This is a genomic window from Streptomyces viridochromogenes DSM 40736 (genome assembly GCF_000158955.1).
In the GTDB taxonomy this organism is placed as follows: domain Bacteria; phylum Actinomycetota; class Actinomycetes; order Streptomycetales; family Streptomycetaceae; genus Streptomyces; species Streptomyces venetus.
In genome coordinates this window covers 6965722-6980402 of sequence record NZ_GG657757.1, presented here as the reverse complement: position 1 = coordinate 6980402, position 14681 = coordinate 6965722, and the positions used below count along the sequence as shown (strand labels likewise).

8 protein-coding genes and 3 pseudogenes are annotated in these 14681 nt (G+C 72.2%); 1 reads left to right on the top strand and 10 read right to left on the bottom strand.

Going from position 1 to position 14681, the window contains the following annotated elements:
- Positions 1-620: pseudogene (locus tag SSQG_RS30575) on the bottom strand (M14 family zinc carboxypeptidase); the annotation flags it as partial.
- Between the two features lie 160 nt (positions 621-780).
- Entirely contained in the window at positions 781-1332 is a 552-nt protein-coding gene (locus tag SSQG_RS30570; RefSeq protein ID WP_003993808.1) for a DUF1707 and FHA domain-containing protein, read from the bottom strand.
- A 173-nt stretch (positions 1333-1505) separates the two neighbouring features.
- Here SSQG_RS30570 and treZ point away from each other — a divergent pair, with 173 nt between their 5' ends.
- The gene (gene treZ / locus SSQG_RS30565) at positions 1506-3251 is read left to right on the top strand and encodes a malto-oligosyltrehalose trehalohydrolase (RefSeq protein ID WP_003993807.1); all 1746 of its coding nucleotides are present in this window, start codon (positions 1506-1508) and stop codon (positions 3249-3251) included.
- 313 nt (positions 3252-3564) lie between these two features.
- Here the strand turns inward: treZ and SSQG_RS30555 are convergent.
- From SSQG_RS30555 to SSQG_RS30520, 8 genes and pseudogenes are all read right to left on the bottom strand, one after another.
- Positions 3565-4531, bottom strand: a pseudogene (locus SSQG_RS30555) (aminoglycoside phosphotransferase family protein).
- 47 nt (positions 4532-4578) lie between these two features.
- Positions 4579-5706, bottom strand: coding sequence for an aminopeptidase P family protein (locus SSQG_RS30550; RefSeq protein ID WP_003993805.1), 1128 nt, complete (start codon positions 5704-5706; stop codon positions 4579-4581).
- 213 nt (positions 5707-5919) lie between these two features.
- A complete protein-coding gene (locus SSQG_RS30545) occupies positions 5920-6483 on the bottom strand; it encodes a PDZ domain-containing protein (RefSeq protein WP_039933969.1) in 564 nt (187 codons plus the stop codon).
- Positions 6484-6616: 133 nt separating this feature from the next.
- Entirely contained in the window at positions 6617-8509 is a 1893-nt protein-coding gene (gene phsA, locus SSQG_RS30540; protein WP_003993803.1) for an O-aminophenol oxidase PhsA, read from the bottom strand.
- 115 nt (positions 8510-8624) lie between these two features.
- A complete protein-coding gene (cyc2, locus tag SSQG_RS30535) occupies positions 8625-10823 on the bottom strand; it encodes a germacradienol/geosmin synthase Cyc2 (protein WP_003993802.1) in 2199 nt (732 codons plus the stop codon).
- 69 nt (positions 10824-10892) lie between these two features.
- A pseudogene (locus SSQG_RS30530) lies at positions 10893-12121 on the bottom strand (damage-control phosphatase ARMT1 family protein).
- Positions 12122-12187: 66 nt separating this feature from the next.
- Positions 12188-12835, bottom strand: a complete 648-nt coding sequence (locus tag SSQG_RS30525; RefSeq protein ID WP_003993800.1) for a ScbR family autoregulator-binding transcription factor — start codon at positions 12833-12835, stop codon at positions 12188-12190.
- A gap of 283 nt (positions 12836-13118) precedes the next feature.
- Positions 13119-14681: S8 family peptidase (locus tag SSQG_RS30520; RefSeq protein WP_003993799.1), on the bottom strand; the 1563-nt coding region annotated here is incomplete at its 5' end.

The window sequence follows — 14681 nt, the reverse complement described above, 5'->3', positions numbered from 1 at the left end:
GAGCTCGCGGGGGACGCCGAGCCGGGCGGCGATGTGGGCGAGGCGCCGCGCGAGGCCGGGCAGGTCGTGGGTGAGCTCGACGAAATCCGCCGCCGATGTCGACGCCCTTGCAGGGAGCACTGGAGGAACGGGCGCAGTTCGTCCTGGAGGTCGAGGAGTGCGCGGGTCTCGGGCAGTGCGGCGCCGGCCGCGCCGTCGGGCAGCCATTCGGGCTGTTCCAGGAAGCCGGGCCGGAAGAAGTTCCGGAAGTACCGGCCGAGGGTGTAGGGGCCGGTCAGCCAGCCCTCGTTGCGGCGCAGCCCGTCCGGGTCGAGGCACAGCAGCAGGTTCCAGGTGGCGTCGGCGCCCTCGGTGAGCCGGGGGTCGGCCAGGGCGCGCTCGGCCAGGCGCAGCACGGTGGCGCCGCCGACGGGTTCGTTGGCGTGGGGTCCGGCGACGACGAGGGCCTGGCGGTCGCCGTGGCCGACGGAGAGCAGCCACATGGGCGTGCCCGCGCGGGAGGTGCCGACCCGGCGCAGCCGGGCGTTTCGGGGATGGCGGGCGACGAGGGCGGCGGCCCGGGCGCCCAGTTCGTCGACGGTCGGGTAGCGCGGGAGGGGCGGCAGAGCACACCTCCCCAGGGCGGCGCCGTCAGTTCACCAGGTGTACATGGCGTACGCACAGTCAGTCACGACTTCCGGGGTACGTCAACACCGTGGGAGGCACAGGGTTTTGGCCACCCTCAGCGAGGCGACAGCGGGTAACCCCCAGGCCAGAGCTGAGGGAGGGCTTCGTTTCCGGTCAGCCGGCCGACAGCCGGAAGGTCATCCGGCCGAAGCCCACCTGGTCGCCCTCGCGGACGACGGCAGCGCCGACGACGCGCCGGCCGTTGACCGTGGTGCCGTTGGTGGAGCCGAGGTCGCGCAGGACCCACATGCCGCCCTGGTGGCGGAGTTCGGCGTGCACCCGGGAGACCGTCTCGTGGTTGAGGCGCAGTCCGCTGGCGGGGTCGCGCCCTATGCGCAGCGGATGGCCGTGCGCCGGGTGGGGCAGCAGCAGCTTCGGCAGCCGCTCGGCCCGCCAGGCCCTGCGCAGCCGTACGGTGAACCCGGAGAGCGCCTCGACGGTGCCGAACACCGCGCGGGAGAAGCGGCTCTCCGTGGGCAGGTCGGCGGTGAGCACCGCCAGCTCGTCCGGGCGGCGGGCGGCGAGTGCCAGTTCCATGCGGTGGACGAACGTGTCGTGGGACAGGCGGCCCATGGCGACGCCGTCGCGGAGCACCTTCAGCGCCCTGTCGCGCTCCGCGTCGGAGAGTCGCGCGGGGTACGTGTTGAACTCGAAGGACGACGTCACGCTGGTGATTCTCGGGCAGCACGGCCGGGCTGTCCAGAAAACGGGAAAACGGCCGCCACGCGCGCGTACCCGGCGACACCCGCCGCAAAAGGGTGGATGCACCGGCGGATTGATCTCTTTTGACGCACCATGGACGGGCTACATCACGGTGAGCAGACGAAGGGGAACCGTCCGTGCAGTTCGAGGTGTGGGCACCGCAGGCAGACCGCGTGACGCTCCAGTGCGACGGCGTCACGCACGCGTTGGAGCGCGATCCGGAACGGACGGGATGGTGGTGGGGCGAGGCGGAGGCGCGCGACGGGTCACGTTACGGATTCGCGCTGGACGACGGTCCCGTGCTGCCGGATCCGCGGTCGCGCCGGCAGCCGGACGGCCCGGACGGTCTGAGCGCGGTCGTCGACCACCGGCGGTACGCGTGGCGCGCGCGGTGGCCGGGGCGGCCGCTGCCCGGCGCGGTGCTGTACGAGCTGCACGTGGGGACGTACACCCGCGAGGGCACGCTGGACGCGGCCGCCGGGCGGCTCGGTCATCTCGCCGAACTGGGCGTCACCCACGTGCAGCTGATGCCACTGTGCCCCTTCCCGGGCACGCACGGCTGGGGGTACGAGGGCGTCTCCCTGTGGGCGGTGCACGAGCCCTACGGCGGGCCCGACGCGCTGAAACGCTTCGTCGACCGGGCCCACGAACTCGGCCTGGGTGTGGTGCTCGACGTGGTGCACAACCACTTCGGCCCGTCGGGCAACTACCTGCCCGTGTTCGGGCCCTACCTGACGGACACGCACCACACGCCCTGGGGCGCCGCGGTCAACCTGGACGCGCCCGGCTCGGACGAGGTGCGCGCGTACCTGATCGGGAGCGCGCTGGCCTGGCTGCGCGACTACCGGATCGACGGGCTGCGCCTGGACGCGGTGCACGCGCTGGTCGACACGCGCGCCCAGCACTTCCTGGAGGACCTGTCGACGGCCGTGGACGCCCTGGCCGCCGAGGTGGACCGGCCGCTGTTCCTGGTCGCCGAGTCGGACCTGAACGACCCGCGGCTCGTCACCTCCCGGGACGAGGGCGGCTTCGGGCTGCACGCGCAGTGGAACGACGACTTCCACCACGCCCTGCACACCACGCTGACCGGTGAAGCGCAGGGATACTACGCCGACTTCGCGCGTGCCCCCCTCGCCGGGCTCGCCAAGACCCTCACCGGCGGCTGGTTCCACGACGGAACGTACTCGAGCTTCCGCGGACGGCACCACGGGCGCCCCCTGGACCGGACGCGGGTGGCCGCACACCGGCTCCTCGGCTACGCCCAGACCCACGACCAGGTCGGCAACCGCGCCCAGGGCGACCGGCTTTCGGCCCTGGTCTCCCCCGGACTGCTGGCCTGCGCGGCCACGCTGATCCTGACGGCCCCGTTCACGCCGATGCTCTTCATGGGCGAGGAGTGGGCGGCCGGCACGCCCTGGCAGTTCTTCACCGACCACACCGACCCGGAGCTGGCGGACGCGGTACGGCGGGGCAGGCGGCGGGAGTTCGCCGCGCACGGCTGGAAGGAGGAGGACGTGCCCGACCCGCAGGACCCGGCGACCCGGGACCGCTCCTGCCTCGACTGGTCCGAACCGGAACGCGAGCCCCACGCGCGCGTGCTGGCCTGGTACCGGCAGCTCCTCGCGCTGCGCCGGGAGCAGCCCGACCTGACCGACCCCGACCTCGCCGACACCAAGGTGGCCCACGACGAGGAGCGCCGCTGGATCGCCTTCCGGCGCGGGGACGTCGTCGTGGCCGTGAACCTGGCGCCGGAACCGGCCGCGCTGTCGCTCGGCGTCCCGCACGCGCGCGTGCTGGCCGCCTGGGAGCCGGTGGAGACGCCCGGGGCGGACGGGGTGCTGCGGGTGCCCGGTGAGTCGGGCGTGGTGCTCGCGCAGTACTGAGTGTCGGGGAGGTCAGCCGAGCTTGGCGCCCTGCGCCTCGATCACGGGCGCCAGGAGTGTCGGACTCGTGATGCGGGCGCCGCCGACCGCGGTGCAGACGGCGATGACGTCGTCGTGACCGCGAGCGTGGTGAGGCGTCGCGCCGGGGTCGCCTTCCGCGCCGGGGACGCGGTGGCGCCGGGCGTGGCTTTCACGGGGTCGCCCGAGCAGCCGGCCAGGCACGCGAGGGCGGCGGCGGCCGGCAGGGACGTCACCGCGACAGTGCGCTTCATGTGCGGAGGACAGCCGTGCGGGACCTCGCCCGCCCGACCCGTCAAAGGGCGTCGTCGGTGTCCCGCAGGTCCGTCACGCGTTCCAGCAGGATCGGCTCCCAGGCGTGGCGCAGCCCGGGTCCGCTGCCAGGGTGGTTCCGGATGGCGTCGCGGCTGTCGAGTTGCCGCGGCGAGGTGGATGACGCTGTCGCACCGGGCGAGCCACAGTCCGCGCAGGCAGGGCCGGGCGCCGTAGCCGGCGAGGGTGGCGGCGTGTACGGCGGCGGGCGAGTCGACGGTGAGGGCGAGGCCCGCGATGTCCTCGGCGGGGTCGCCGACGACCGCGTCGGCCCAGCCGAGTACGCCGCGCACCCGCCCGTCGGCGCTGACCACGAGGTGTCCGCTCGTGAGGGCGTGGTGGGTGAGGACCACCGAGCCGGGCTGGGCGGTGAGCTGGGCCGACGCGGCCGCGGTGAGCTGGTTCAGGCGGGCGGCGTCGAACTCGTCGGCGTCGGCGAGGCGTTCGGCGGAGCGTACGGCGGAGCGGCGCAGCGCCTCCAGGGAGCGCGGAGCGGCCCGCGGCACGCCGAGCGTCTCCGCCTGCCGGACCGGCACCTCGCGCAGGCCGGTGAGCACTCCGGCCAGGTCGGCCTCGCCGACGGCGGACACGTCGTGCTCCTCCCCCGAGCCGCCCGGCACCTTGGTGTCCAGTGTGTAGGTCAGCCCGGGCGCCCACTCGCCCTGGGCCACGCTGGCCGGCACCGCCACCGGGACGTGCGGGCGGACGAGGTCGCGCAGCCGCAGTTCGCGGCGCTGGCGCAGGGTGGCCTCGCGGTCGGGGGCGAGGCGCAGTACGTAGCGGGTGCCGACCCACCAGGTGGCGGGGGCGGTGCCGGCGCCGGCGGGCCGGACGTCGGGTCCGGCTCCGCCCCTGCCCTGCTTGGTCTCCTTGCCGTCCCTGCTGTCCGTCAGCAGGGAACGGACCAGGTCGCGGACGGTGTCCGCGGTGGGTGTCGGTGCCTGGGTCATGGTCGCGCCGTTGCCGTTCGGGAGGCGTGCGGGGGACATCGGTGGCGTCACTCCACTATGACCAGCTCGCGGGAGGTGGTGTTCAGACGGCGTCCGCCGTCCTCGGTGACGGTCACGATGTCCTCGATGCGCACACCGAACCGGCCGGGCAGGTAGATGCCGGGCTCCACGGAGAAGCACATGCCGGGCACGAGGGGCTGCTCCTCTCCCTCGATCATGTACGGCGGCTCGTGGGTCGTGACGCCGATGCCGTGGCCGGTGCGGTGGATGAAGTACTCGCCGTATCCGGCGTCCGCGATGACCGTGCGGGCGGCCCGGTCGACGTCCTGGCAGGCGGCGCCCGGCCGCACGGCGCGAAAGCCCGCCTCCTGGGCCGCGCGCACCACGTCGTGCACGCGGCGTTCCTCGTCGGTGGGTTCGCCGACGTGGACCGTGCGGGAGGTGTCGGAGCCGTAGCCGCCGCGCAGGCCGCCGAAGTCGAGGACGACCATGTCGCCGCGCTCCATGACGCGGTCGCCGGCCTCGTGGTGCGGGTCGGCCCCGTTCGGGCCGGAGGCGACGATGGTGAAGTCGACCGTCTCGTGTCCGTGCCGGCGCAGGTGCCGGTCGAGGTCCGCGGCCACCTCGGATTCCCGTCGGCCGGAGAAGCGGACGTTCCGGATCTCCTCGAAGGTCGCGTCGGCGGCGGCTCCGGCGGCCGCCATGAGGTCCAGTTCGGCCGCGTCCTTGACGGCGCGCAGCATAGGCAGGGCCTCGGTGAGCGAGGTGTAGGAGCTGGCGGGCATCGCCTTCCGCAGCGCCAGCAGGTGCAGGGCCCAGGCGTTGTCGCTGATGCCGAACCGGCCCGAGGCGTCGAGCAGGGCGGCGGTGGCGGCGTAGGGGTCCTTGCCGTCGGTCCAGTCTCGCAGGGCCAGGGCGGACGCGCCGGCCGCCTTCCGCGCGTCCGGAGCCTCCAGGGCCGGGACCACGAGGACGGGGTCCTGGCCGGGGGCGAGGACGAGCAGGGTGAGCCGTTCGGTGACCGCCGGCGGGGTGTAGCCGGTGAGCCACACCAGGTCCGGTCCCGGGGCCACCAGCAGGCCCGCCAGCCCCGCCTCGGCGGCGGTCCGCGCGGCGCGCTCCATGCGGGCCCGGTAGTCGTCGGCGGTGAAGGACGTGGCCGTGCTTCCGGTCATCCGGGCCTCCCAGGACGGACGAAGGGGCTACGGGCAGCATCCTGCCCGGCCGGAGGGGGCCGCGCGAGCCGTCTGCGCACTTCGCCCGGGAGCGGCCACTCATGGCAGACGCTTGTCCAGGCATCAACAGTAATGCTCGGACGCCCCGTGCCCCCGCCGCGCCGCCCCGACCGGCCTCGTCCACGGGGCGGCCGACGAGCCACGCGTGGGTGGTCAGGTGATGACGGCCGGGACGACCGTCAGCTGCTGATAGCCGCCGCCGCGGTGCCGGACCGTCAGCCTGACCTCGGAGCCGGGGCGGGCGCGGGCCACGGCCCGGGCCAGGTCGGCGGCCGTGTCGATGCGGGTCGTGCCGAAGACGAGGAGGACGTCGCCGCGCACCAGGCCCGCCGCGTGCCCCGGTCCGGGGACCTGGATCCCGACGACCCGGGCTCCCGGCCTCCCGGCGTCCATGACCTGCACGCCGAGTGTCACGGCGGCGGGCGCCGGCACAGCGGCGGACGGCGAGGGACCGGAGAGCCACGGCAGGTGCCGCTTCGCCGGGTCGATGACTCCGTCCTCGCCGATCACCGTGGCGCCCATCGCCCCCAGACCGACCCCGGACAGGACCAGGACCGCGCCGGCGAACGCGGCGAACAGCACGTTGAGGAGCCGCCGGCCGCGCCGCCGCGCGGCGTGCGGGCGCGGCCGGGCCGGCGGGGCGGCCCCGGTGGGCGGCGCCGCCCCGTCGGGCTCCTGACCCGGCATGGGTTTGGGTCGCAGCGCGGTCTGTTCCATGGCTCCCCTCCGGATGTGCGGATCGCTTCCGGCGGATGCGGAACGATCACGGCAGGTGCTCTACCCGGCACATCGGCGCACCACGAGCCACGAACGAGTGAGACTGAACGGTGCGGGTGGGAGCCCGGCGTTCTCAGCCCGTGTGCCCCTCCCCGTGGCCGCCGTGAGCACCGCCGTGGTCGAACTTCAGCACCTGGGACGGCATCACGACGAAGGGCCGCATCATGCCCATGTCCTCGTGCTCCAGCAGATGGCAGTGGTACATGAACCGGCCGTGCGCGCCGTCGAACTTCCCCATGACGCGCAGCATCTGGTTCCCGGGCACCCGGAAGACGTCCTTCCAGCCACGCTCGTTGGGAGCGAGCGGGACGGACGTGCCCGCGTCGTGGCGGATCGGCGTGCGCGTGCCGCCCACCGCCGGGTCGAAGCCCGAGACGTCGTAGGCGTCGCGGCCGAGGAGCTGGAAGTCGGCCAGGTGGATGTGCATGGGATGGACGATCGGCGCGAGGTTGAGGAAGCTCCACTGCTCGTGGCTGCCCTCGGCGACGGTGTAGCCGAGGGCGTCGTTGAACGTCCGTGCCGTACGCCGGTACGTGCGGGTCTTGCCGTCCGGTCCGGTGACCTGGATGACACCGTCCGTGGGGATCTGGATGTCGCCCGGGAGCTCGACCTCCGCCATCTCCCAGATCTCGGGGTGGCCGCCGGCGCCCCTGGTGGCGGGCGGGGTGAGGACGACCAGGCGGTGGCCGTGCCCGATGTCGTGGGTGAGGCGGCGGAAGGAGCCGGAGAGCACCGTGGGCAGCTCGAAGGTGTCCGGCTCGCAGGTCTCGCCGACCCTGAACTCCGTGACGGCCGGGTACGGCACGTCACCGGCCGGGTCCGGCACGCCGGGCGGCTGGTTGCGGCCCTTGTTGACCAGACGCAGCGTCCGGCCCTCGAACCCCCGGAAGTCGGCCAGCAGGTCGAACCGCTCGGCCGGCGCGGCGGTCAGGGCCGGCAGGGTCCCGTCGAAGTCGACCGGGACGGGGCGCGGCAGCAGTCCGCCGTCGCTGCCGATCTGGTGCAGGACGCCGGGGACCGGGTTGTTCTCCTCGTCGACGAGGACGAGATCGTAGATGCGCGCGTTGGAGGCGTTGACCAGCCGGAACCGGTACCAGCCCGCGTCGACGCCGGCGTACGGCCAGATGCGGCCGTTGACCGTGGTGTACGGGCCGGTGAACGGGATGGAGACCGGCTTGCCCGTCTCCGGGTTCTTGTCCTGGACGATGACCGTCTTGTGCAGCAGCCGGCCATTGAGACGGCCGTCCTCGTCGGTGTCGAGGTTGCGGTCGGCGAGCAGCAGCGGGATCTCCCGCTCCCCGCTCGGGAGACGGAGGGCGTCCTCCTCGTCGTCACGGACGAGGTAGGTGCCGTACAGGCCCGCCATCACGTTCCACCGGGTGATGTTCATGGCGTGGTCGTGGTACCACCACTGCACGGCCTGGTGGTCGTTCGGGTACTCGGAGAGCTGGGCGTCGCCGAAGGCGACCGCGTTGTCGGCCCAGCCGTCGTTGCCGCCGCCCGTCTGGGCGCCGTGCAGGTGGGTCACGGACCAGGCGGGCAGGGCCGCGACGTCCTTGTTCGGCTCGACGCCCTCACGTCCCGGTTCGGTACTGGCCTGCGGGCGGCCGTCCCGGCGCAGCTTCACCTCGACGGAGGTCACCGGGTACTCGCTGTCCTCGGGGATGCGGTTGGTCCAGGCGATGCGGACGCGCTGCCCGCGCCGGACCTCGATGGTCGGGCCCGGCACCGAGCCGTCGTAGCCCCACATCAGGGTCGGCGGGAGCTGCGGGTGCAGGCGCACCCAGGTCGGGCGCAGGGCGATCTCGGTCTCGCGCAGGACGTCGCCGGAGGCGGGACGCAGGACGGGTGGGACGGGCAACGGCTCGACGTACGGAGTGAGTTCGGCCGGTGCGGGTGCCTGCGGCTGCCCGGTCTCCCCGGGCTCCCCGGTGACGTCGGCAGGCTTGTCGATGATGTCGGTCAAGGTGAAACCCCCGTGTTGGTGCTTGTCTGTTCCCCTCACTCAGGAAGACCCCCGGAGCGCCGCCGGGGGTTCCTCGATGTCCCGTTCCGGATAGATCTGACTGGAAAGCGCCCTCTCAGCCGAGAGCGGGCACGGGCACGGCGGGTGGCCGGTCCGGGAGGAAGCGGTGGGCGCGCCGGGAGAGCCACTCGTCCTTGTAGCGGTCGACGCTCTGATGCCAGTTCAGGATGCCCGCCAGCCAGTTCCGCAGATCCGCCACGTACTCCCCCATGACGGCGCGCCCCTCGTCCGTGAGCTGGAAGTCGTCGTACAGGACGGGCAGTTCGTGTTCCACGACATGCTCGAACTGGCGCATGCGCTGACTCATCAGGTCGTGGACGACGCCGAGGGCGGCCGGGTAGTCGCAGCCGAAGAACGACTGCACGACGAGGATCGCGTTGTGGATCTCGCCCTCGTACTCGATCTCCTTCTGGTACGAGAAGACGTCGTTGAGCAGGCAGGCGAAGTCGAATGCGGCGTTCTCCAGCGAGCGGACGGGGCCGCTGCGGTAGAGCTCGGGCGGGACCGCCGGGCCGTGGCCCATCCGGGCCAGGCTCAGGGTGAGGTCGGAGCCGAAGGTCGCGCGGCGCATCTCCAGGTAGTCGACCGGGTCGGGAACGCGGTTCTGGAGCTGGTTGGACAGCTCCCACAGCCAGCTCTCGGTCATGGAGTCGATCGCGTCCTTCAGGGGGCGCCGCTGTTCGGGGGTCATCCCCGCGGTGGTGCGCAGCCACAGGTCGACGAGGCCGCGTTCCATGGCGTTGGCCGGGACCGGCGGCTCCTCGCCGGCGAGCGGCATGCAGGCGGAGAGGCGCGCCGTGGTCAGCCGGGCGGCGGCCAGGTCGCGGCGGTGGCCGTGGACCAGCGGGTAGTAGTCGTCGCCGTAGGTGCCCCAGGCGAGCCACTGCGCGCTGAGTCCGAGGGCCTCGGGCGTGGCGTCCGGATCGAGGCCCGCCGAGCAGAGCGCGAGGTCGTAGGCCCTGAGTTTGTCCTCGTCCCAGACGCCCTCGGCGAGGATGCCCATGCGCCCCACCCAGTCGCGCAGACGACGGCGGGCGTCGTCCAGGTGCGGGCTGAGCTCCAGCGGGAAGGGCATGCGAATGTCGGGGATCTTGGCGGGGCCGACCTTCTGGTACGGCACGTGCGTGTAGGAGCGCAGCCTCCCCCACTGCCCGAAAGGCGTGGGAGGTGCCCCCATCGCTCCGGCCGTGGCAAGCAGGGCGCGGACGTCGGCCGCGGAGGTTCCGAGGCCGGTGAACCCCGGCCACGGGCCGCTGCCGCGCGCGGCGTTCTCGTTCATGTAGCGGCTGGAGCGCAGATGCCACTCGTGGCCGCCGGACTGCCAGTCCTGGAGTCCCTTGGTGTACGCCGCCACGGCCACCACCTCGTCCGGGGTGAGGCCCTTCTCCAGGGCCACCGCGGGCACTTCGGTGAACGCCGTGTGCTCGAACTGGTGGAGGCGGGAGGTCAGGACGTCGTTGACGGTGTCGGCGGCCTCCTGCGTGGTGCAGCCGAAGAAGGTCTCCAGGACGAGCACGCCGTTGCTGTTCTCACCCTCGTCCTCGACCTCCCGCTGGTAGGAGAACAGGTCGTTGCGCAGGTGCACGGCGTCGGAGAACGTCTCCATGAGCACCCGCAGCGGCCTGGACCGTGCGACGGACATGGGCACTTCGGCGGTCGCGTACTCCACGAGCCCGGCCGACCAGGGCGCGCCGCCCACCTTGCGGCGCATCTCGATGTACTCGACGGGGTTGGCGATCCGCCCCTCGTTGATGTTGGACAGCTCCCACATGGACTCGTTGAGCAGGTGCTCGGTCGCCACGGCGAAGCGGCGGCGCCAGTCCTGGGACATCTTCGGCACCGTACGCGCCCACAGATCGGCGAGGCCCGCCTCCACCGGGTTCTCCGGTTCCGGTACGGACGTCGAGAGGTCCAGCGGCATGAACAGGGGCAGCCGGTCCAGGTGTGCCTTGCCGGCGACGCGGTCCTGGCTGCGCTTGTACATCTCCAGGAAGTGGTCGTCGAAGAAGAAGACCCACACGTACCAGTCGGTGATGAGGGAGAGCGCGGGGGCGTCGCAGTCGGGGTGGGTGTAGGCGCACAGCAGGCCGTAGTCGTGTGCGTCGAGGTCGGCCTGCTCCCAGACGCCGGACCCCTCCAGCATGCCCATCTCGCGCGCCCAGTGCGTCGAGTGGGCACGGGCCTCGTCGACATGGGGGTTCAGGCGCGCGGGGTGCGGCAGGTAGAAGTGCGGGAGTTCGAACGGCTGCGTCATGGCCGGGGCCCTACCCGGCACCCTCCGGCCGCATCCGCGGGGTGGGAAATGATCACACCATCGCGTGAATCATCGCCGGCTTCGGGACGACGGCGCCCCCTGTCCGGGGACCCTCACCTGGATCAGCGCGTGTGTGCCGCTGGTGCGCCAGCGCTGGTCCTCCGCCGCGACCAGCTCGGATTCCGTACGGCTGTCGAGGCCGGTGATCACGTCGGACTTCAGGGTGCGCAGGGCGGCGACCGGGCCGGGGAAGTAGGCCGTGACATCGGGGAAGGGGGTCGTCGGGGCCCACAGCCGGTCGCCCACGAGGCGGCGGTAGTTGAGGTCGCCCTTGACGATCGTGAGCGTGGCCGAGGCGAACTCGGCACGCAGGTCCCCCGGCATCTCCTCGTACGGCAGCGGGGCGCTGGAGAAGGGGTGGGCGCGCAGGACGAGACGGCCGTCGGCCAGGGCGGACCACAGCCGGCGCCCGTACGCGGCGGCCGCTCCCCCGGCGCCGGTGAGGCGGCGCAGTGCGTCGACGACGTCGGCGGTGGTGGCGTCGGAGACGTAGTAGGGGTACGGCTTGACGTGCAGGACCGCCCGTCCGATGCGGCCGCCGGCCAGGAGGTGGGCGATGAGGAGCAGATCGGGGACGAGTTCGCGGCCCGCGTTGTCGGCGACCAGGCACAGAGTGCCGTTGCCGCCGTCCGGGCCTTCGGCGTCGAGGAGCGACCAGAGCGTCTCACTGTCGTCGGCGACCAGGCCGGGCGCCGCGTCCGCGGCCTGTGCGCCTTCGGCGGAGAGCCGGAAGCCGAGGTCGGCGCGGTTGCCCCAGAGGGAGCCGTGCAGGAGGGCCTGTGCCTGTTCGCCGGCGGGCCGGTGCGCGTTATTGTAAAAAGACGGCCAGTTCCTCGTCGGTCTCGTGGGAGTCGAAGTTCGGCGAGTTTGAAGGGGCGGAAGGGGTCGATTCCTTGCCAGGGGCCGGGGCCGAAGTAGCCGACGGCCTGGAGCAGTCGGCGGTAGAACCAGCTCTCGGACCAGAGCCACGGCACGTCGAACCAGGACCGGCCGGCGTACTCGCGCAGTCCCCAGGTCTCCCAGAGGTCCCGGTCGTGCGCGTCGGCGGGGAGCGGTTCGATCTCGCCCTTGGTGCAGTTCGCCAGCAGTTCGTCGAGCGCGCGGTGCTGTCCGGGTTCGTACGGGAAGGCCTCACGCACCTGCCGGATGATCGCGGGGTGCCGCTCGGCCAGCACGCTGTGGGGGAAGGAGCCCGGCTGGTTGCCGAGGAGGACGGGTGCGGACGGGGTGTCGGGCATGCGGCTCACCGTAGCGCGCGGGCCCGCTGTCCTGGCCCATCCCTTCAGAGCGGCGCGAGTTCCCGTTCAGACCGGGGCGAGTTCCCGTTCCAGGCGGGCCGCGAGGCTCAGGTAGCGGGCACGGCGGGTTACCGGGACCAGGCCGCGGATGAGTATGTTCCACATCTCGGCCGTCCTGCGCGGCTGGCGGGCGACGGGCTCGCGGGAGCGGCCGACGACCCGGGTGCCGACGAAGAAACAGACCAGGGAGTGGGCCACCACGTCGATGTCGATGTCCGGGTGGACGTCGGCCTCCTTGACCGCGGCGACGAGCCGGGCCGTGACGATGTCCAGCCACTCCGTGAACGGGTGGCTGAGCGGCGGGCGGGGCCGGATCCCCCCGGTGGCGAGCCGCAGACCGGCCCGCAGGACCGGGTCCTCGACGGACATACGGGTGATGCCGAACGTGAGGCGCATCAGCGCCTCCAGAGAGGTGTGGCCGCGACTGTCGGTCTCCGTCGCCAGACGGCGGGCGGTGCGCGACTGGATCTCGAGGATCGCGTGCGCGAGATCCTCCTTCGCGGCGAAGTGGAAGTACAGGGCACCCTTGGTGACCGACGCGTGCTCCACGATGTCGCTGAGACTGGTCGATTCGTAGCCGCGACGGTCGAACAGGTCAGCCGCGGCCGTGATGATCGTCGAGCGGGTCTGCTCGGCTCGCAACTGCCTCACCATCGACTGAACTCTCCCGGGACGGAAATGAACGGGTCATGCCGTTTGTTTTTACCCCCTGTACACGATAACTCACCCTGGGACGGCGCTCACCACACCAGTGTGCCGGAGTGCGGGCGCACATCCGGCAAAACAAGCGCAACTGGTGAAAGAAAACAGCGCGTTCGGTATCTAACTGTGGGGGTTGTGCGGCCGGACGTAAAGGCGGGCCGGCAGGTGCCCATCCCCACCTACCGACCCGACCGCTCCCGCCTGGACTTTGTTAAAAAATTTTCCCGTACGGGGATCAGAAGGTCAGCTTCCAGCTGTTCAGCGTGCCCGTGTCCTGCGCCGCGGTGTCCTGGACGCGCAGCTTCCAGGTGCCGTTCGCGCTCTCGCTCGACGCGTTCACCGTGTACGTGGTCTTCACGTCGTCGGCGGAGTCCGAGGCGGCGGACTTCAGACGGTACGCCGAACCGTCCGGCGCGACGAGGTCGATGACGAGGTCGCCGCGGTAGGTGTGGGTGATGTCGACGCCGACCTGGAGGGCCGACGGGGCGTTGCCGCTGCGGCCGGTGACGCTGATCGGCGACTCGACGGCCGCGCCGTTGTCCGGGATGGCCACGGCGGTGGTGCTGGAGAAGGTCGTGCCGGTGGACGTACCGCCCTTGACGGCCTGGACCGTCTTGGCGGCGTCCGCGAGGCCGGCGCCGCAGCCGCCGGAGCAGGTGCCGGGCAGGGCACGGGCGTTGGTCTTGATGGCCGACTCGATCTGCGCCGGGGTGAGGGCGGAGTTCGCCGACTTCACCAGCGCGGCGAGGCCCGCGACGTGCGGGGTGGCCATGCTGGTGCCCTGGTAGTAGGCGTAGTTCTCGCTCGACGGCGTCTTGGTACCGGAGTTCAGCGTGGACAGGATGCCGCCCGCGGTGGAGGTACGGGTCTCGCCGCCGGGGGCGGAGATGTCGACGAGCGAACCGTAGTTGGAGTAAGAGGCACGGCTGCCCGCACGGTTGGTCGCGGCGACCGAGATGACGTTGTTGCAGTTCGCCGGGGAGGAGTTGGAGACGTTCTGGTTCTCGTTGCCGGCCGCGACGACGACGGTGGTGCCGCGGTTCACGGCGCCGGTGATGGCGCTCTGGGTGGCGCTGGAGCAGGCGCCGCCCCCGCCGAGGCTCATGTTGATGACCTTGGCGACGTTGGTGTTGGCCGGCACCCCGGAGACGGTGCCGCCGGACGCCCAGGTGATGGCGTCGATGATGTCGGAGTCGTAACCGCCGCACTTGCCGAGGACGCGGACCGGGGAGATCTTCGCGCCGTACGCGATGCCGGCGACGCCCTTGCCGTTGTTGGTGGCGGCGGCGATGGTGCCGGCCACGTGCGTGCCGTGCCACGAGGAGCTGGAGGCCGGGATGCCCTGGCCGCACTCGTTGTCGTTGTACCAGTCGCCCGGGTCGGCCGGGTTGCTGTCACGGCCGTTGCCGTCGACGGAGACGGCGGTGTCGGAGATGAAGTCGTAGCCGCCGACGATGTTCGCGGCCAGGTCGGAGTGGGTGACGTAGCCGGTGTCGATGACGGCGACGGTCACGCCGGTGCCGGTGGTGGTGTCCCAGGCGGCCGGGACGTTCATGCCGGCCGTGGACTCGAACAGGTCCCACTGCTTGGCGTACTCGGTGTCGTTCGGAGTGACGGCCGTCGGCTTGTTGAGGCGGTCCGGCACGACGTAGGCGACCTGCGGGTCGGCCTGGTACTGGGCGACGACGTCGGCGACCTCCGCCCGGGTGGGGCTGGTGCCCAGCTCGACGAGGGCGGCGCCGGTGCCGAGGCGGCGCTGGAAGTCGACGTCCTCGCCGGTCTTCTCGGCCTTGGCCTC